Source organism: Acinetobacter sp. YWS30-1, from assembly GCF_033558715.1.
Lineage (GTDB): Bacteria > Pseudomonadota > Gammaproteobacteria > Pseudomonadales > Moraxellaceae > Acinetobacter.
Genome location: NZ_CP114607.1, coordinates 127,060 through 145,427 on the forward strand (window position 1 = coordinate 127,060; position 18,368 = coordinate 145,427).

An 18,368-nucleotide genomic window follows, 5' to 3' on the forward strand; every position below is an offset into this window, starting at 1 on the left:
CGGGACGGTTCATAATTAGATGTCCTTTTTTAGGAGGGCTTAGTTTTTTGTACCCAGTTTAAGAATACCTTTATCATGTGATTCTAAAGTATCCAGAGAATATCTGTATGCTTTGTATACCTATGGTTATGCATAAAAATCCCAGTGATAAAAGTATTTATCACTGGGATTTTTATGCCCTTTTGGGTTTTTGAATGGAGGAAAATCACATGAAAATTATTAATATTGGAGTTTTAGCTCATGTTGATGCAGGAAAAACTACCTTAACAGAAAGCTTATTATATAACAGTGGAGCGATTACAGAATTAGGAAGCGTGGACAAAGGTACAACGAGGACGGATAATACGCTTTTAGAACGTCAGAGAGGAATTACAATTCAGACAGGAATAACCTCTTTTCAGTGGGAAAATACGAAGGTGAACATCATAGACACGCCAGGACATATGGATTTCTTAGCAGAAGTATATCGTTCATTATCAGTTTTAGATGGGGCAATTCTACTGATTTCTGCAAAAGATGGCGTACAAGCACAAACTCGTATATTATTTCATGCACTTAGGAAAATGGGGATTCCCACAATCTTTTTTATCAATAAGATTGACCAAAATGGAATTGATTTATCAACGGTTTATCAGGATATTAAAGAGAAACTTTCTGCCGAAATTGTAATCAAACAGAAGGTAGAACTGTATCCTAATATGTGTGTGACGAACTTTACCGAATCTGAACAATGGGATACGGTAATAGAGGGAAACGATGACCTTTTAGAGAAATATATGTCCGGTAAATCATTAGAAGCATTGGAACTCGAACAAGAGGAAAGCATAAGATTTCATAATTGTTCCCTGTTCCCTGTTTATCACGGAAGTGCAAAAAACAATATAGGGATTGATAACCTTATAGAAGTGATTACGAATAAATTTTATTCATCAACACATCGAGGTCCGTCTGAACTTTGCGGAAATGTTTTCAAAATTGAATATACAAAAAAAAGACAACGTCTTGCATATATACGCCTTTATAGTGGAGTACTACATTTACGAGATTCGGTTAGAGTATCAGAAAAAGAAAAAATAAAAGTTACAGAAATGTATACTTCAATAAATGGTGAATTATGTAAGATTGATAGAGCTTATTCTGGAGAAATTGTTATTTTGCAAAATGAGTTTTTGAAGTTAAATAGTGTTCTTGGAGATACAAAACTATTGCCACAGAGAAAAAAGATTGAAAATCCGCACCCTCTACTACAAACAACTGTTGAACCGAGTAAACCTGAACAGAGAGAAATGTTGCTTGATGCCCTTTTGGAAATCTCAGATAGTGATCCGCTTCTACGATATTACGTGGATTCTACGACACATGAAATTATACTTTCTTTCTTAGGGAAAGTACAAATGGAAGTGATTAGTGCACTGTTGCAAGAAAAGTATCATGTGGAGATAGAACTAAAAGAGCCTACAGTCATTTATATGGAGAGACCGTTAAAAAATGCAGAATATACCATTCACATCGAAGTGCCGCCAAATCCTTTCTGGGCTTCCATTGGTTTATCTGTATCACCGCTTCCGTTGGGAAGTGGAATGCAGTATGAGAGCTCGGTTTCTCTTGGATACTTAAATCAATCATTTCAAAATGCAGTTATGGAAGGGATACGCTATGGTTGCGAACAAGGATTATATGGTTGGAATGTGACGGATTGTAAAATCTGTTTTAAGTATGGCTTATACTATAGCCCTGTTAGTACCCCAGCAGATTTTCGGATGCTTGCTCCTATTGTATTGGAACAAGTCTTAAAAAAAGCTGGAACAGAATTGTTAGAGCCATATCTTAGTTTTAAAATTTATGCGCCACAGGAATATCTTTCACGAGCATACAACGATGCTCCTAAATATTGTGCGAACATCGTAGACACTCAATTGAAAAATAATGAGGTCATTCTTAGTGGAGAAATCCCTGCTCGGTGTATTCAAGAATATCGTAGTGATTTAACTTTCTTTACAAATGGACGTAGTGTTTGTTTAACAGAGTTAAAAGGGTACCATGTTACTACCGGTGAACCTGTTTGCCAGCCCCGTCGTCCAAATAGTCGGATAGATAAAGTACGATATATGTTCAATAAAATAACTTAGTGAACCGTACCGGGTTTGTCGGAGACTTTTTTATTTAAGTTAGGCCACCTGACCTAACGGGTTAATCTTATCATAGTACATTGCTTCAAACTCAAAAGGCGATACATAACCCAGTGCACTGTGTACACGCTTTTTATTGAACCAATCTACCCAGTTTAGTGTCGCAAGTTGTACATCTGCTAAACCTTGCCAATCTGCTTTTAGATATTCAATTACCTCTGTTTTGTATAAGCCATTCACCGTTTCAGCCAAAGCATTATCGTATGAATCACCAGTCGTACCGACTGATGCTCGTAAATTTGCTGCTTCTAAACGATTGGTATAGCGAATGGAAAGATATTGCACACCTCTGTCGGAATGATGAATCACATTCTTTGGCATGCCGCGATCATGCAATGCTTGCTCCAATGCATCGAGCACCATATCTGTATTCATCCGTGTAGATACTTTCCATCCAACAATTGCTCGTGAAAACACATCAATAATAAAGGCGGTATAGACCCAGCCTGAATGAGTTTGAATATACGTAAAGTCACCGACCCATAGTTGGTTTGGATGATCAGCACTAAAATTACGTTTCACTAAATCATCTGCCCGTTTTTGGTCATCCCGGCTACGGGTAGTTTGTTTATTCTTACCGCGCCAAACACCTTGTATACCTAGCTTCTGCATCAATCGAGCAACTGTACAACGTGCAATCACATAGCCTTCACGTTTCAGTTGTTGCCAGACCTTACGCACACCGTATCGACCTGAACTTTCTTTCCAAATTCGTTTAATCTCCTCAGCATGATGCAAGTCATGTAAATCTCGCTTTGCTCGATGTTCTGGATTTTCGCAGAGATCTAGAGTCCGGTAATAGGTTGAAGGTGCGATCGGTAAAATTCTACAAATCGCCTCGACTCCGTACAGCTCTTTATTATTATGGATAAAATCCACCATTATTTGTGTGGGCGGTCGAGCTCCGCCTGGGCGAAAAAAGCGGCTGCTTTACGTAGAATTTCATTGGCGCGTTGCAGTTCTTTATTTTCGCGTTCGAGTTGTTTGATACGTTCTTGGTCTGAAAGCTGCTGTACTTTAACTGGATTTTGTTTATCTAAATATTTTTGATACCAAACACGTAGTGTTTCAGGAGTACAACCTATCTTGGGAGCAATAGCGGTGATCGCAGCCCAATTCGATGGATAATCTTTTTCAGATTCAATCAATAATTGAACCGCTCTTTCTCTGATTTCAGGGGTATATTTTAATTTTGTCATCGGGATAGTCTCTCAGAATATTGACTCTCCGACAAACCCGGTACGGTTCAGAATGATGGAGGGCGCATAAAATGACTAATAATGCTTTTAAATTCGTTTCCTCTGCCCTTAATGACAATATTGAAAGAGTTGTTTCTCATTTATTCCCAAATGGGAAAAGAGAAGGAAATTATTGGGTAACTGGTGATGTACATGATACTCCTGCAGCTGGTGGGGGAAGTTTTAAGGTCGGCCTGAGTGGAAAATATTTAGGTATTTGTCGCGATTTTAATGGCGATGATAAGAGTTATGACTTACTTGATGCTTGGTCGCTGCGCTTCTCTATAACAAAATTAGAAGCCTTGAATGAGGCTACTAAATTTTTATCTATAGAAGTTCCGGTAAATAAAGTAAGTGTTACTCCTGAAATAAAAACAATCCTTGAGAAATCAAAAAAAGCTCCTAGCCAAAATTGGAATCAAAAATTAGTCAGCCGCTTGAAGTCTAACTTACAGGCTTTGGAATATCTGTATAAGAGATCTTTGACTGATGAAACCATTCAAGAATTTAGACTGGGTTTAACGTACCCTTATAATCGTGATGGTGTCATTTCTAGTGATGCCCTGGCTTTCCCTATACGCAATATGGATGGTAGTTTTTCAAGCCATCATGCCTTTTATGCAATTGATAGCGTGACTCAAAATCCGATCGATAAGAATGGTTGGATGAAAGGTAAACCGCAAATTTATTTCACTCATGCATTTCGTAAACAAAAGAATTTGTTTGTTTGTGAGGGGATTAAGGATGCATGGGTTGTATATCAAAATCTAAAAAAACATGACCTACTTTCTCAGTTTTTAATCTGTTCAAGCACACATGGTTCTTCTATTCCTGATGAAATGAAGAATGCAGATTTTTGGACAAAATTTGAGAAAATTTATCTTGGTCATGACCATGATTCAGCGGGTAATAAGATCGCTGAGAAGCTCTCTGAATTCATCCCTTTAGAGTGTTACAGAATACTTTGCCCCTCTCACTATGCGCCAATTAAATACAATAGTGATGGTTCTGAGAAGCCTGAAAATGAATGGGGTGCTGACTGGACAGATTTCTTCAAACTGGATGGTTGTATAGAAGAATTTCTGTCTTTATTGGAAGAAGCTGAGCCTATTTCCCTTGATGTTAAAGAGGAAGATAACTTATCAGAAGGACGTTTTAACGTAGCACCTGTTGATATTAATGGGGCTTACCTCAATAAGAAAATGTATTACCCGGTTCAAACCTTAGTTCGTCAAAAAGAAACTGATGACTATCAAAATACATACTATGTAGAAAGGTATGAAACTGTTGTCGTGAGATCAGATGCTACAGTTCATAAAGCTGTAATATCTCCGGCACCAAAAGGAACACCTGAGTCTGAACGGGTTATTCGATTATCGGATGGAACTCTTATTAGATCAGCGCCTAAACCTAATGAATTTGGTACATGGAATTGGTCTAGCATTAATGACTACCGTATGGTTCCGTTCGTTGAAAATAACTATAACATCTGTGAACTGGGACCACGCGGTACCGGTAAAAGCCATATTTACAAAGAGTGTTCACCGAATAGTATTCTAGTTTCAGGTGGGCAAACCACTGTCGCTAATCTGTTCTATAACATGAGTAGCCGCCGTATTGGTCTGGTGGGGTTGTGGGATGTGGTGGCCTTTGATGAAGTTGCCGGTATTTCCTTTAAGGACAAAGATGGCGTTCAGATCATGAAAGACTACATGGCCTCAGGATCTTTTGCCCGTGGCCGTGAACAGATGGAAGCCTCAGCTTCGATGGTTTTTGTGGGTAATATTAACCAAAGTGTTGAATCCTTGGTGAAGACTAGCCACTTATTGGCTCCTTTTCCTGAAGCAATGATCGATTCAGCATTCTTTGATCGCTTTCATGCCTATATCCCGGGTTGGGAAATTCCAAAAATGCGTCCGGAATTCTTTACTAACCGTTATGGTCTAATCGTTGATTATCTGGCTGAATTCTTCAGGGAAATGCGTAAGCGTAGTTTTGCGGATGCCATTGAGAAGTACTTTAAGCTCGGCAACAACCTGAATCAGCGCGATGTGATTGCCGTTCGCAAGACGGTTTCCGGATTGATGAAGCTGCTCTACCCACATGGTCAGTTTAACAAAGAAGATGTACGGCAATGCCTGGAATATGCACTGCAGGTGCGCCGTCGGGTCAAAGAACAGCTGAAGAAAATTGGAGGGATGGAATTCTATGATGTGCATTTCAGCTATATCGACAATGACACCTTAGAAGAGCATTTTGTTTCAGTCAAAGAGCAGGGGGGTGGCGGACTTATTCCCGAAGGTCCTGCTAAACCAGGTTTTTTGTATACCATCGGACTCAGTAATAAGGGCATGCCAGGTTTATACCGCTTAGAACTGCAAGTCACTAAAGGTTCAGGAAAATTGGCGACATCTGGCTTATGGAATTCAAGTAGTGCCAAAGAACAGGTCAAGATTGCTTTTGATTACTTCAAGGCCAATGCATCCCGGATCTCGGGGGGCAGTAAGGTGCTGGAACATGATTTCCATTTACATGTGGTGGAATTACAGAATACCGGCCCGCTCAGCCATCTTGCTCTGCCAAGTTTAGTGGCTTTTGCTTCTGGCCTGTTAGGACGATCGGTACAAAGTCAGATGGTGGTACTGGGTGATATGAGCTTGGGTGGTTCTGTGACACCGGTGGAAAGTATTGCCGAATGTCTGCAAGTTGCTTTTGATGCGGGTGCCAAGAAGGTTGCTTTGCCAATGAGTAGTGCGGCAGATATCCCAACGATTCCTGTGGAACTGTTTACCAAGTTCCAGACCAGCTTTTATGCAGATCCGGTAGATGCTGTGTTTAAGGGGCTAGGGGTGGATTAATTTCATATCTGTCTGGAAGAGTTACAGTAGATTGTTTTAAATTCAGTTTCTCAAGTTAAACATCATGTTGTAAAAGCATACTGCCTCTTTAAAAGAGGCAGTATTTTTTCTAGTCCGTGATCATTAAACAAAAAGCAATGAACTGTACTGCTGAACCAAGAGATTAATGAAAGACTCAAAAGAGAGAATTATCATATTTATAGTCATTCTTGATTGCTTTCTATTCTGGGCTGACTATTGTGGGCAGGACATTACCTCACTATTGTAAAATATTGAGATAATCATTATTTCAAGCAACTCGAGAGGCTTAAATCTCATGACTAAAAAATCTTCTGAACCTCACGCGAAAATGTCGGCAGAATCTCAAGAAAAAGTACAAGAACCCGCTAGAGAAATGAAGGATGAAAAAATCCCTTTACCCGAATTGCATCAGACCAGGGATGTTTCTGAAAAAGTAACTGAATCCAGAGAATTATTGGGCAAGCAAATGTCAGCGAACCTGATTGCGATCGCAGAACTTATCAATAAACCCATTCCTCAAATGCAGGTGGATGAACATGGTGTTTTTCACGAGGTTAAAAGTAACTGATATGTATAGCTAAATTCCAAATAAATCACCGCAGTAATCTTGAAATAAGATATCAATATCTTTAACCCTAAACTTTTCCTAACTGATTTTACTTGAGCCCACATTTTTTCACTTCGTCTTGCACTTCGCCTCAAGCAGCGCTTGAGACTAGCTCAGGATTTAAGTCAGGGCTATATTTAGGTAGCCATACAAGGTAATGACCTGCTTTCTGAAGTAATTCTTGCAGTCTTTTACCTTTATGGAACGTCGCATTATCTATGATTGGCTGCTTAACCTCTGCTTTTAACTTTGGTTATTTATGGGAGGATTACCCTAAGCTATTGCTGGTTTAATAGATGATGGGGAGCAAAAAAGATAAAACTGCGTGCGCCAAAAGAAGAATTATTGTAATTTTCTGGACCAAACTTTTGAAGCAAAGTTTGAAATTCATCTTGTTCAATATTGATAATCGAAATTGATTTAAATGCGAATCCTGGTATGAGAATACATTTTAGGCCAAGATCATTTCTAAGCTTCTGTAATTTTATGAAAATTTTTCCTAGAGGTCTATTTTTTTCATCTGGACTTAAGTCCTCAGGGTGAAAGCCAAAAAAATTTTCTGGAAAGTCAGTAACGTTCTTGATAATAGTCATTAATTTCAGAGTAATAATTCGTTAAATAAAACTTTAATTCAAAAATTAAAAAAGCTCAAGCTATTGTTTTTTATCAACATAAAACATTGACCGAAAAATATTAGAGTTAATTGTCCAAAATTATATTTCTATTTTGGATTTACACCCGATGTTGTTGTTGTTATTCCCAAGGGCTTTGTTGCACAAAGATTTGAAATGCAAAGCGCCCCTAATTGAGCCAAATTTAAGGCGTAACTTGGGTAAGTGGTCGACCTAATTCCGTAAATCTGTTGAGGACTGCTACACGTGCATGGATCTCATTCACTTGGCTATCAAAACTCCTTGCACTGAGTTTATCTCCTAATAATTTGATGCAATGCATCTTAGTTTCAACCAACTTCGCCGATGATAGCCTGACCATTTTTTCCATAGTGTCCTGCCTAAACGTTTAATTGTTCGAAGTAATTCATTTCGCTCTAGCGAGCTACTCTTTGTATCTTTCCATGGTTTCGCATTTTTTCTAGGTGGAATCACCGCATGTGCTTGCCGATCTGCAATGACCTGACGGCATTGCTTGGTGTCATAAGCTCCATCGGTATAAACAGAGTCAATCTGCTCATCTTGTGGAATCTGATTAAGTAAATCACCAAGCACCTGTGAATCACTGACATTATTGGTTGTGAGCTGAATAGCGCGTATTTGTAGGGTTTTGGCATCTATACCAATATGTAGTTTACGCCATTGGCGACGATATTCAGCTCCATGTTTCTTGCGTTTCCATTTGCCCTCACCTAGCTTTACTGGTGACTAAATTATAAGTGCTCCCATTCTTCACCATTATAACCATCAAGCAGTCACCCTGCCGATCTTCTTCATGCAAACACTGCATGATGACAATAGTCGGTGTGTCCGGTGAGTTAGTACGAGACTCAAGCGTATTCTGGAGCTACTTGATTACCCTCGCCTTCCTTAATGGGACAACTTCTTTCAAACAATCCCGACAAACCTTGATTCCTCCATCATTAATTATGTAATCGATTTCAGTCATACCATGCAGGCCGAATAAACAGCATAGGAATTGAGACATTACTCTTTTCCAAATAATAAAAAACCATCCGAAGATGGTTTTTGTTTAGTCTTTAGCTATTAGCCGCAGGAAACTTGAACGATAATTTTAGTTTGTGGATCGGTGACTACCGTAACTCTATTTGAGCGGTAATCTAAAGTTACTGGTTGACCTGGCGCAACCATTCGTACAATTTCAGCTTTAGTCTTAGCTTTAATTACTGCTTCAGATAAACCAGTTTGTCCCACAAGCTTTGTTGCTTCATCAGTTATACAGCTAGTCATCGTATTTGGTTGTTGAGAAGGCATCTGTTCAGGATTATTTGCACATGCTGTCAATGCAACTGCCGCTAGAATTAAAGATAAATTCTGGATAATTTTCATAAGCTTTTGTCTTATCAGGATTAAAAAGGTAACCATACCAAATACGATAACCTCGACTGTAGGCTTAACTACAATCTCTATACATTCTATTTAAACCGAATATTTAATAAGAAAAGTATTGCTCTCTTAAAGTTAAGGTTTAAAAAATTCCATACAGATTTAATGCTCACAACTAAAAACCTCCCGAAGGAGGTTTTGTACACTATAGCATTTAAGTTTTTAACCACAAAATGCCTTAAGAATAGTTTTAGTTTGTGGATCAGCAATTACTGTTACTCGTCCTGGATGATAATCTTTAGTTATAGGTTGACCAGGTGCAACAAGTCTTACGACCTTAGCATTTGTTTTTGATTTGATGTCAGCTTCACTCGATAGTGTTGTACGGGCTAATGCTGCTGCACTTTCAGGTACGCATTTGTTCATCATTTCAGGCTTCTGAACAACGTCTGTATTAGGAGTGCCGGCACAAGCAGTCAAAGTCACTGCTGCAATAATAAGCGATACATGATAAATAATTTTCATAAGCTTCTATCTTTAACATATAAAAGCAGGATCATACCTAGGAAGGCTTAGAGCAGCCTAGTCATATCAACAATGTTAATACACTTCTTTAAATATTGAGATTTAAAAAAAACCACTTAACTCTCCCAAGTTAAGCAGGCACATGTCAGGTCATCAATCTTTTTTGCTCTTTTTCTCCACAAGCATCCTAACAAATAACTTATCTAGCCAAATAGAATTATTCCGCTTTGAATAGCCACTAATTTTGTAGACACCTTTTAGTTAGATAAAATGGCTAATTAACGAGGTGCTTATGAGCAGTAAACGATATCCTGAAGAATTCAAAATTGAAGCAGTAAAGCAAGTTACCGAGAAAGGTTATAGTGTGGCCGAGGTTGCTGCGCGTTTAGGTACAACTACACATAGTTTATATGCCTGGATTAAACGCTATGATCCTCAACAACCCAAAGTTACTCAATCAGCAGATCCAACTGCAGAGCTAGCAAAGCTCAGAAAAGAACTGCAAAGAGTAACGGCTTTGTTGCATAAAGGTTTGAAAGGCTGAGTTCCCTTAAGCTACTCAAACTTAAGAGACAACTTGGGTATGAGGGCGACCTAATTCTGTGAATTTATTCAAGACTGCCATGCGTGCATGGATCTCATTCACCTGACTTGGAAAACTCCGCGCTGTTAATTTATCGCCTAATAATTTGATGCAATGCATCTTGGTTTCAACCAAACTTCGACGGTGATAACCAGACCACTTTTTCCAAAGCGATCTGCCTAGCCGTTTGACTGTCTTTAATAATTCGTTCCGCTCTATAGACCTCGCTTGCTGATCCTTCCAAGGCTTTGCATTCTTTCTAGGTGGAATGATCGCATGTGCATCTCGATCTAAAATGACTTGTCGGCAGTGCTTTGTGTCATAAGCACCATCTGTATAAACAGAATCAATTGGTTCATCCAAGGGAATTTGAGCAAGTAAATCTTCGAGTACTTGAGAATCACTGACATTATTTGTGGTGAGTTGTACTGCACGTATTTGCAGGGTTTTAGCATCTATAGCAATGTGAAGCTTACGCCATTGGCGACGATATTCAGCCCCATGTTTCTTGCGTTTCCATTCACCTTCACCAAGAAACTTCAAACCAGTAGAGTCTATGAGTAGATGCAGTCCATCACTACTTTTTTGATAGCTAATCGCAATATCAATATGCTTTTGTCTACGACAAAGGGTGGAATAATCCGGAGCTGTCCAATCTAATCCAGAGAGTTTAATCAGACTTTGAACAAAACCTGTGACCATACGTAAAGAGAGTCGGAATAGTAATTTGATCATTAAGCAGCATTGAATCGCTGTATCGGAGTAGGTTTGATTTCGACCTTGCTTGCCTTGTGATTGTGCATACCACTGAGTCTTTGGATCAAACCAAATGGAAATATTACCTCGGTTAATTAAGGCTCGGTTATAGGATGACCAATTGGTTGTACGGTAGATTTTAGAGGCAGGCTTATTCATTTTGAAATCATATTGCTGAATAAGCTTTTGATGCTAGGTTTGTGCAACAAAGGGCACTGTTGCAAATAGAGATTTGAGTCGATGATGTTCCCTTTAAAAAGTACTTAGAGACCGAAAACCCTGTTGATTAGACACACTTCACCCTGAGGCTGACCATAATAAAATGACGATGCTTGTCCTTTACGTAGTGCACGCATGACTTCAATACCTTTAATTGTGGCATAAGCCGTCTTCATAGATTTGAATCCTAATGTGGCCCTGATGATCCGCTTTAGCTTGCCATGATCACATTCAATCACGTTATTTTTAAACTTAATCTGCCTGTGCTCAAGGTCTGGTGGACATTTACCTTCCCGTTTTAACCGTGATAAAGCACGTCCATATGTGGGTGCTTTATCCGTGTTGATCACTTGTGGAATTTGCCACTTCTTCACATTATTTAAAATTTTTCCAAGAAAACAATATGCTGATTTGGTATTACGTCTAGAAGAAAGATAAAAATCAATGGTATCGCCACGTTGATCGACTGCACGATACAGATAAGACCATCGTCCATTCACTTTTACATAGGTTTCATCAATATGCCACGAGCTCAGATCTGTAGGATTACGCCAATACCAGCGTAAACGTTTTTCTATTTCAGGAGCATAACGTTGAACCCAACGGTAAATAGTCGTGTGATCAACATTCACACCCCGTTCGGCCAGCATTTCCTGCAGTTCACGATAGCTAATGCCATATTTACAATACCAGCGCACAGCCCAAAGAATGATTTCGCCCTGAAAATGCCGACCATGGAAAGGATTCATATGCTGCACCTTTAGCTAAAACAGTCTTCAGCTTACCATTCGTGGTTATTTGCAACAGTGCCGCTGACGCACACCATCGCCCACCGGGTGGGTCGCTATCTGGAACGGCAAGGCCTGCTGGAACGGGATGTCGAAAACAGCTATCTGGCCTCGGATGCGGTGGATGACGACCCGATGACACCCCTGCTGGGGCACTCGATCACTTACCGTATCGCTGTCGGTTCACAGGCGGGGCGAAAGGTGTTCACTTTGCAAACTCTGCCGACCAGTGGTGATCCGTTCGGTGACGGGATTGGCAAGGTAGCCGGGTCCAGCCTGCACGCCGGCGTGGCGGCCAGGGCCGATGAACGCAAGAAGCTCGAACGGCTGTGCCGGTACATCAGCCGCCCGGCGGTATCCGAGAAGCGGCTGTCGTTAACACGAGGCGGCAACGTGCGCTACCAGCTCAAGACGCCGTACCGGGACGGCACCACGCACGTCATTTTCGAACCATTGGATTTCATTGCAAGGCTGGCCGCCCTGGTACCGAAGCCCAGAGTCAACCTAACCCGCTTCCACGGGGTGTTCGCACCCAACAGTCGGCACCGGGCGTTGGTCACGCCGGCAAAACGGGGCAGGGGCAACAAGGTCAGGGTGGCTGATGAACCGGCAACACCAGCACAACGGCGAGCGTCGATGACATGGGCGCAACGGCTCAAGCGTGTTTTCAATATCGACATCGAGACCTGCAGCGGCTGCGGCGGCGCCATGAAAGTCATCGCCTGCATTGAAGACCCTATAGTGATCAAGCAGATCCTTGATCACCTGAAGCACAAAGCCGAAACCAGCGGGACCAGGGCGTTACCCGAAAGCCGGGCGCCACCGGCTGAGCTGCTCCTGGGTCTGTTTGACTGACGAGCCTGAAGGCCAACGATACCAATCAAAATGCTGCGTTCACAGCGCCGCGGCAGGGATCCGCCGTGCTGGTTGTCGGAAAAGGAGCCGCTAGTGGGAAAGAGGAGGGTAAATTTTCAGCGTTGCTGGCTCCCCGTCAGCCGGATTGGGTTGCATCGCAGGGGTGTCGAAAGAGTCAACTGCGGTCCAAAGCTGTTGGACTTGGGTGAAAAGGGCGTTTATTCTTCCTATACGTGCCGCGTTCCAGGCGGCGACTATGAGGGCTATGTCGATGCCCATGTGCGCCGGCTGGAGGCGCTACGCCGGGCCGGTATCGTCGAGCGGATCGACGCCGACCAATGGCGCATCCCCGATGATCTGGTCAGCCGTGCCGCCGCCCATGACGCCGGCCGAGACAGTCAGGCCAGCGTTCGCGTCCTTTCCCCGGTCGATCTGAACAAACAGATCGGATCGGACGGCGCGACCTGGCTGGACCGGCGGCTGATCCACGGCGAGACGGCCGACCTTGCGCCAACCGGCTTCGGGCAACAAGTCCGCGAAGCCATGGACCAGCGCCGCGAGCACCATATCGAACAGGGCGACGCCACCCGCAGCCGGGACAGCCGCGTCTTCTACCGGCGCAACCTTCTCGCCATCCTGCGGGAGCGCGAGGTAGCCGGCGTCGGATCGGATATGGCTTTGAGTAAGGGCCTGCCGTTCCGCGCCGCCACGGACGGCGAGAGCGTCAGCGGCAAGTTTACCGGAACCGTGCATCTATCGAGCGGCAAGTTCGCCGTGGTCGAGAAATCCCATGAGTTCACCCTTGTCCCGTGGCGGCCGATCATCGACCGCCAACTCGGCCGCGAGGTTATGGGCATCGTGCAGGGCGGGTCGGTGTCGTGGCAGTTAGGGCGGCAGAGGGGGCTGGAACGCTGAGTGCGCCCATGCCGCATTGCGAAGCAAAAGATAATCGGATAAAATGTAGCAATTCATATTCGTAAGCGTGGAGTAATCAGATGGGAAATTCCAAGTCATCAGACAAGTAAGCCGCAACAACCAGTATTGTTGTTGCGGCGCTCTGTAAGGCTAGTCTCATCTGATTGCTGACGAGCAGACGTCGCCCGGTATTCCTTAATCGAGGGTTGATTCGTCATGACCACCACACGCCCCGCGTGGGCCTATACGCTGCCGGCAGCACTGCTGCTGATGGCTCCTTTCGACATCCTCGCTTCACTGGCGATGGATATTTATCTCCCTGTCGTTCCAGCGATGCCCGGCATCCTGAACACGACGCCCGCTATGATCCAACTCACGTTGAGCCTCTATATGGTGATGCTCGGCGTGGGCCAGGTGATTTTTGGTCCGCTCTCAGACAGAATCGGGCGACGGCCAATTCTACTTGCGGGCGCAACGGCTTTCGTCATTGCGTCTCTGGGAGCAGCTTGGTCTTCAACTGCACCGGCCTTTGTCGCTTTCCGTCTACTTCAAGCAGTGGGCGCGTCGGCCATGCTGGTGGCGACGTTCGCGACGGTTCGCGACGTTTATGCCAACCGTCCTGAGGGTGTCGTCATCTACGGCCTTTTCACTTCGATACTGGCGTTCGTGCCTGCGCTCGGCCCTATCGCCGGAGCATTGATCGGCGAGTTCTTGGGATGGCAGGCGATATTCATTACTTTGGCTATACTGGCGATGCTCGCACTCCTAAATGCGGGTTTCAGGTGGCACGAAACCCGCCCTCTGGATCAAGTCAAGACGCGCCGATCTGTCTTGCCGATCTTCGCGAGTCCGGCTTTTTGGGTTTACACTGTCGGCTTTAGCGCCGGTATGGGCACCTTCTTCGTCTTCTTCTCGACGGCTCCCCGTGTGCTCATAGGCCAAGCGGAATATTCCGAGATCGGATTCAGCTTTGCCTTCGCCACTGTCGCGCTTGTAATGATCGTGACAACCCGTTTCGCGAAGTCCTTTGTCGCCAGATGGGGCATCGCAGGATGCGTGGCGCGTGGGATGGCGTTGCTTGTTTGCGGAGCGGTCCTGTTGGGGATCGGCGAACTTTACGGCTCGCCGTCATTCCTCACCTTCATCCTACCGATGTGGGTTGTCGCGGTCGGTATTGTCTTCACGGTGTCCGTTACCGCGAACGGCGCTTTGGCAGAGTTCGACGACATCGCGGGATCAGCGGTCGCGTTCTACTTCTGCGTTCAAAGCCTGATAGTCAGCATTGTCGGGACATTGGCGGTGGCACTTTTAAACGGTGACACAGCGTGGCCCGTGATCTGTTACGCCACGGCGATGGCGGTACTGGTTTCGTTGGGGCTGGTGCTCCTTCGGCTCCGTGGGGCTGCCACCGAGAAGTCGCCAGTCGTCTAACCGACGACTGGTAGCAGGCCCGCTCCGATGCGGCGCACTAACCATCGAAACCTCGTGAATGTCGGTATCCTGTCTGGCAGGATACCGCTCATTTCCCTTGTTCAGTTCATCGCCGTCGCCGAGCATCTGAATTTTCGGCATGCGGCCAAGGCACTTGGTATCAGCCAGTCGAGCGTCAGCGCGCGTGTGAAAGCGCTGGAGGATAACCTTGGTGTCCTGCTATTTGAGCGCCATGCGCGGGGCGTTCGGCTAACAGACGCAGGCAGGCACTTCATGGAGCGTGTCACGGCGGGTGTCGATCAACTCGATCACGCAGTGAAGACCGCGGAGTGACGGGCACTGGCTGGCAATGTCTAGCAACGGCAGGCATTTCGGCTGAGGGTAAAAGAACTTTCCGCTAAGCGATAGACTGTATGTAAACACAGTATTGCAAGGACGCGGAACATGCCTCATGTGGCGGCCAGGACGGCCAGCCGGGATCGGGATACTGGTCGTTACCAGAGCCACCGACCCGAGCAAACCCTTCTCTATCAGATCGTTGACGAGTATTACCCGGCATTCGCTGCGCTTATGGCAGAGCAGGGAAAGGAATTGCCGGGCTATGTGCAACGGGAATTTGAAGAATTTCTCCAATGCGGGCGGCTGGAGCATGGCTTTCTACGGGTTCGCTGCGAGTCTTGCCACGCCGAGCACCTGGTCGCTTTCAGCTGTAAGCGTCGCGGTTTCTGCCCGAGCTGTGGGGCGCGGCGGATGGCCGAAAGTGCCGCCTTGCTGGTTGATGAAGTACTGCCTGAACAACCCATGCGTCAGTGGGTGTTGAGCTTCCCGTTTCAGCTGCGTTTCCTGTTTGCCAGCCGGCCCGAGATCATGGGGTGGGTGCTGGGCATCGTTTACCGCGTCATTGCCACGCACCTGGTCAAGAAAGCGGGCCATACCCACCAAGTGGCCAAGACGGGCGCGGTCACCCTGATCCAGCGTTTTGGATCGGCGCTCAATCTGAATGTTCACTTCCACATGCTGTTTCTCGACGGTGTGTATGTCGAGCAATCCCACGGCTCAGCGCGTTTCCGCTGGGTCAAGGCGCCGACCAGCCCAGAGCTCACCCAGCTGACGCACACCATCGCCCACCGGGTGGGTCGCTATCTGGAACGGCAAGGCCTGCTGGAACGGGATGTCGAAAACAGCTATCTGGCCTCGGATGCGGTGGATGACGACCCGATGACACCCCTGCTGGGGCACTCGATCACTTACCGTATCGCTGTCGGTTCACAGGCGGGGCGAAAGGTGTTCACTTTGCAAACTCTGCCGACCAGTGGTGATCCGTTCGGTGACGGGATTGGCAAGGTAGCCGGGTCCAGCCTGCACGCCGGCGTGGCGGCCAGGGCCGATGAACGCAAGAAGCTCGAACGGCTGTGCCGGTACATCAGCCGCCCGGCGGTATCCGAGAAGCGGCTGTCGTTAACACGAGGCGGCAACGTGCGCTACCAGCTCAAGACGCCGTACCGGGACGGCACCACGCACGTCATTTTCGAACCATTGGATTTCATTGCAAGGCTGGCCGCCCTGGTACCGAAGCCCAGAGTCAACCTAACCCGCTTCCACGGGGTGTTCGCACCCAACAGTCGGCACCGGGCGTTGGTCACGCCGGCAAAACGGGGCAGGGGCAACAAGGTCAGGGTGGCTGATGAACCGGCAACACCAGCACAACGGCGAGCGTCGATGACATGGGCGCAACGGCTCAAGCGTGTTTTCAATATCGACATCGAGACCTGCAGCGGCTGCGGCGGCGCCATGAAAGTCATCGCCTGCATTGAAGACCCTATAGTGATCAAGCAGATCCTTGATCACCTGAAGCACAAAGCCGAAACCAGCGGGACCAGGGCGTTACCCGAAAGCCGGGCGCCACCGGCTGAGCTGCTCCTGGGTCTGTTTGACTGACGAGCCTGAAGGCCAACGATACCAATCAAAATGCTGCGTTCACAGCGCCGCGGCAGGGATCCGCCGTGCTGGTTGTCGGAAAAGGAGCCGCTAGTGGGAAAGAGGAGGGTAAATTTTCAGCGTTGCTGGCTCCCCGTCAGCCGGATTGGGTTGCATCGCAGGGGTGTCGAAAGAGTCAACTGCGGTCCAAAGCTGTTGGACTTGGGTGAAAAGGGCGTTTATTCTTCCTATACGTTGTCGGCAGCGGGCCAAAAAGGAATACGTCCATGCCCATCGAGGTGAAACCGGCTGTGAGCGCGGGTTCAAGCATATAGCCCGACAGGCGCGTATCCTTGCCGATCACGACACGATGGCGGTGGTCACCGCGACGAAAGACACGGCCAGCCGCCATGCCGACGCGCAAGGCGGTTTCCGCCGTCATCGCGCCTTCGTTGGCTTTGCCACGAATACCGTCTGTGCCGAAATATTTGCGCACCATAAGGTCGATTATCCTGTCGTCGGGTCGCCCTCAAAGGGGACATGCCTGCTGAACCGCGAATATAGAGAAATATCCCGAATGTGCAGTTAACGAATTCTTGCGGTTTCTTTCAGCGCCGCCAATACCGCCAGCCCGTCGCGCAAGGGGCGCGGCTCGTGTGTGCGGATGAAGTCAGCTCCACCTGCGGCGGCGGCAAGCTCTGCAGCGAGTGTCGCGGCCCCGACATCCCCCGGACCACGGCCTGTGAGCGCGCGCAGAAAGGATTTGCGCGAAACAGACAGAAGCACCGGCAAATCGAAGCGCAGCCGCAATTCATCGAACCGCGCCAGCACCGAGAGCGAGGTTTCGGGAGCAGCCCCCAGAAAAAACCCCATGCCGGGATCAAGGACAAGGCGGTTGCGTTTGATACCGGCACCCGTCAGCGCCGCGATGCGCGCGTCAAAGAACGCCGCAATGTGATCCATGATGTCGCCAGCGGGTGCCTCGCGCCGATCTGCCTGCCCGTCTTGCACCGAATGCATAACGACGAGTTTGGCAGATGATTTCGCCAATTGCGGATAGAACGCAGCGTCTGGAAAACCGCGAATATCATTGAGATAGGCCACACCACGCGACAAGGCATAGGCTTGCGTCGCGGGTTGATAACTGTCGAGCGAGACGGGAATGCCATCTGCCTTGAGCGCGTCCAGCACCGGCGCGATACGCGCGATTTCTGTGTCGGACGAAACAGGCGCGGCGTCGGGATTGCTGGATGCCGGACCGAGGTCGATCACATCTGCCCCCTCGGCCATCAGCTTACGCGCCTGCGCAATGGCTGCGTCTGGCGCCAGATACCGGCCTCCATCGGAGAAACTGTCCGAGGTTATGTTGACGATGCCGAAAATGATGAGCGATTTATTCATGGGGGCTTCTATAATAATCTCTGTACACGACAAAAATAGATAACTCA

Annotated in this window: 13 protein-coding genes, 7 pseudogenes and 1 other annotated feature; of the genes and pseudogenes, 10 read left to right on the forward strand and 10 right to left on the reverse strand. The window is 46.5% G+C overall.

What is annotated here, in order from left to right:
• Positions 1-146 precede the first annotated feature (146 nt).
• Both O4M77_RS15935 and tet(M) read left to right on the forward strand, forming a co-directional pair.
• Positions 147-194: pseudogene (locus tag O4M77_RS15935) on the forward strand (hypothetical protein); the annotation flags it as partial.
• 15 nt (positions 195-209) lie between these two features.
• On the forward strand, positions 210-2,129 hold the full coding sequence (gene tet(M), locus O4M77_RS15290) for a tetracycline resistance ribosomal protection protein Tet(M) (RefSeq protein WP_000691727.1): 1,920 nt from the start codon (positions 210-212) through the stop codon (positions 2,127-2,129).
• 39 nt (positions 2,130-2,168) lie between these two features.
• Here the strand turns inward: tet(M) and O4M77_RS15295 are convergent.
• A protein-coding gene (locus tag O4M77_RS15295) for an IS3 family transposase (protein ID WP_200230925.1) occupies positions 2,169-3,388 on the reverse strand; the annotation gives its coding sequence in 2 pieces (ribosomal slippage) (positions 2,169-3,112 and positions 3,112-3,388; 1,221 coding nt in all).
• Positions 2,997-3,113, reverse strand: a sequence feature (AL1L pseudoknot). It overlaps the preceding gene by 117 nt.
• Positions 3,389-4,881: 1,493 nt before the next feature.
• Between O4M77_RS15295 and brxL the strand changes: the two are divergent.
• Positions 4,882-6,285 (forward strand): annotated as a pseudogene (gene brxL / locus O4M77_RS15300) (protease Lon-related BREX system protein BrxL); the annotation flags it as partial.
• 316 nt (positions 6,286-6,601) lie between these two features.
• A complete protein-coding gene (locus O4M77_RS15305; RefSeq protein ID WP_225554357.1) occupies positions 6,602-6,874 on the forward strand; it encodes a hypothetical protein in 273 nt (90 codons plus the stop codon).
• A 157-nt stretch (positions 6,875-7,031) separates the two neighbouring features.
• Here the strand turns inward: O4M77_RS15305 and O4M77_RS15310 are convergent.
• The 5 genes and pseudogenes from O4M77_RS15310 to O4M77_RS15330 all read right to left on the reverse strand — a co-directional run.
• Positions 7,032-7,136, reverse strand: a pseudogene (locus O4M77_RS15310) (transposase); the annotation flags it as partial.
• Between the two features lie 55 nt (positions 7,137-7,191).
• The gene (locus tag O4M77_RS15315; RefSeq protein WP_127800359.1) at positions 7,192-7,506 is read right to left on the reverse strand and encodes a hypothetical protein; all 315 of its coding nucleotides are present in this window, start codon (positions 7,504-7,506) and stop codon (positions 7,192-7,194) included.
• A 223-nt stretch (positions 7,507-7,729) separates the two neighbouring features.
• Positions 7,730-8,280, reverse strand: a pseudogene (locus O4M77_RS15320) (IS5 family transposase); the annotation flags it as partial.
• A 351-nt stretch (positions 8,281-8,631) separates the two neighbouring features.
• Positions 8,632-8,934 (reverse strand): I78 family peptidase inhibitor, encoded by a 303-nt coding sequence (locus tag O4M77_RS15325; protein ID WP_127800881.1) that lies wholly within the window; start codon positions 8,932-8,934, stop codon positions 8,632-8,634.
• Positions 8,935-9,153: 219 nt separating this feature from the next.
• Complete coding sequence (locus tag O4M77_RS15330) at positions 9,154-9,456, reverse strand: I78 family peptidase inhibitor (protein ID WP_127800883.1); 303 nt, start codon at positions 9,454-9,456, stop codon at positions 9,154-9,156.
• A gap of 292 nt (positions 9,457-9,748) precedes the next feature.
• On the opposite strand from O4M77_RS15330, the pseudogene O4M77_RS15335 reads away from it, so the two are divergent.
• Positions 9,749-9,988 (forward strand): annotated as a pseudogene (locus O4M77_RS15335) (transposase); the annotation flags it as partial.
• A gap of 33 nt (positions 9,989-10,021) precedes the next feature.
• Here O4M77_RS15335 and O4M77_RS15340 read toward each other — a convergent pair.
• Both O4M77_RS15340 and O4M77_RS15345 read right to left on the reverse strand, forming a co-directional pair.
• Positions 10,022-10,954 carry an IS5 family transposase gene (locus O4M77_RS15340; protein WP_180025590.1) on the reverse strand — a complete coding sequence of 311 codons (933 nt, stop codon included), beginning with the start codon at positions 10,952-10,954 and terminating at the stop codon, positions 10,022-10,024.
• A gap of 104 nt (positions 10,955-11,058) precedes the next feature.
• Positions 11,059-11,763 (reverse strand): IS6-like element IS1006 family transposase, encoded by a 705-nt coding sequence (locus O4M77_RS15345; protein WP_004897650.1) that lies wholly within the window; start codon positions 11,761-11,763, stop codon positions 11,059-11,061.
• A 63-nt stretch (positions 11,764-11,826) separates the two neighbouring features.
• Here O4M77_RS15345 and O4M77_RS15350 point away from each other — a divergent pair.
• The 5 genes and pseudogenes from O4M77_RS15350 to O4M77_RS15370 form a co-directional block, all read left to right on the forward strand.
• Positions 11,827-12,657 (forward strand): annotated as a pseudogene (locus tag O4M77_RS15350) (IS91-like element ISVsa3 family transposase); the annotation flags it as partial.
• 30 nt (positions 12,658-12,687) lie between these two features.
• Positions 12,688-13,572 (forward strand): DUF3363 domain-containing protein, encoded by an 885-nt coding sequence (locus tag O4M77_RS15355; protein ID WP_001447541.1) that lies wholly within the window; start codon positions 12,688-12,690, stop codon positions 13,570-13,572.
• A 216-nt stretch (positions 13,573-13,788) separates the two neighbouring features.
• The gene (floR, locus tag O4M77_RS15360; protein WP_059077757.1) at positions 13,789-15,003 is read left to right on the forward strand and encodes a chloramphenicol/florfenicol efflux MFS transporter FloR; all 1,215 of its coding nucleotides are present in this window, start codon (positions 13,789-13,791) and stop codon (positions 15,001-15,003) included.
• 27 nt (positions 15,004-15,030) lie between these two features.
• Positions 15,031-15,336: a LysR family transcriptional regulator gene (locus O4M77_RS15365; protein WP_001255015.1), complete on the forward strand. Its 306-nt coding sequence runs from the start codon at positions 15,031-15,033 to the stop codon at positions 15,334-15,336.
• A 111-nt stretch (positions 15,337-15,447) separates the two neighbouring features.
• Positions 15,448-16,941, forward strand: coding sequence for an IS91-like element ISVsa3 family transposase (locus O4M77_RS15370; protein ID WP_001120888.1), 1,494 nt, complete (start codon positions 15,448-15,450; stop codon positions 16,939-16,941).
• Between the two features lie 235 nt (positions 16,942-17,176).
• On the opposite strand, the pseudogene glmM reads toward O4M77_RS15370, so the two are convergent.
• Together glmM and sul2 are read right to left on the reverse strand one after the other, a co-directional pair.
• Positions 17,177-17,419, reverse strand: a pseudogene (gene glmM, locus O4M77_RS15375) (phosphoglucosamine mutase); the annotation flags it as partial.
• Positions 17,420-17,505: 86 nt separating this feature from the next.
• Entirely contained in the window at positions 17,506-18,321 is an 816-nt protein-coding gene (gene sul2, locus O4M77_RS15380; protein ID WP_001043260.1) for a sulfonamide-resistant dihydropteroate synthase Sul2, read from the reverse strand.
• Between the last annotated feature and the right edge of the window lie 47 nt (positions 18,322-18,368).

Excerpts from the sequence above, each read along its gene's own strand:
- O4M77_RS15305 (WP_225554357.1), top strand. The coding sequence starts at position 6,602 with ATGACTAAAAAATCTTCTGAACCTCACGCGAAAATGTCGGCAGAATCT.
- O4M77_RS15315 (WP_127800359.1), bottom strand. The coding sequence starts at position 7,506 with ATGACTATTATCAAGAACGTTACTGACTTTCCAGAAAATTTTTTTGGC.
- O4M77_RS15325 (WP_127800881.1), bottom strand. The coding sequence starts at position 8,934 with ATGAAAATTATCCAGAATTTATCTTTAATTCTAGCGGCAGTTGCATTG.
- O4M77_RS15330 (WP_127800883.1), bottom strand. The coding sequence starts at position 9,456 with ATGAAAATTATTTATCATGTATCGCTTATTATTGCAGCAGTGACTTTG.
- O4M77_RS15340 (WP_180025590.1), bottom strand. The coding sequence starts at position 10,954 with ATGAATAAGCCTGCCTCTAAAATCTACCGTACAACCAATTGGTCATCC.
- O4M77_RS15345 (WP_004897650.1), bottom strand. The coding sequence starts at position 11,763 with ATGAATCCTTTCCATGGTCGGCATTTTCAGGGCGAAATCATTCTTTGG.
- O4M77_RS15355 (WP_001447541.1), top strand. The coding sequence starts at position 12,688 with ATGCTGCGTTCACAGCGCCGCGGCAGGGATCCGCCGTGCTGGTTGTCG.
- floR (WP_059077757.1), top strand. The coding sequence starts at position 13,789 with ATGACCACCACACGCCCCGCGTGGGCCTATACGCTGCCGGCAGCACTG.
- O4M77_RS15365 (WP_001255015.1), top strand. The coding sequence starts at position 15,031 with ATGCGGCGCACTAACCATCGAAACCTCGTGAATGTCGGTATCCTGTCT.
- O4M77_RS15370 (WP_001120888.1), top strand. The coding sequence starts at position 15,448 with ATGCCTCATGTGGCGGCCAGGACGGCCAGCCGGGATCGGGATACTGGT.
- sul2 (WP_001043260.1), bottom strand. The coding sequence starts at position 18,321 with ATGAATAAATCGCTCATCATTTTCGGCATCGTCAACATAACCTCGGAC.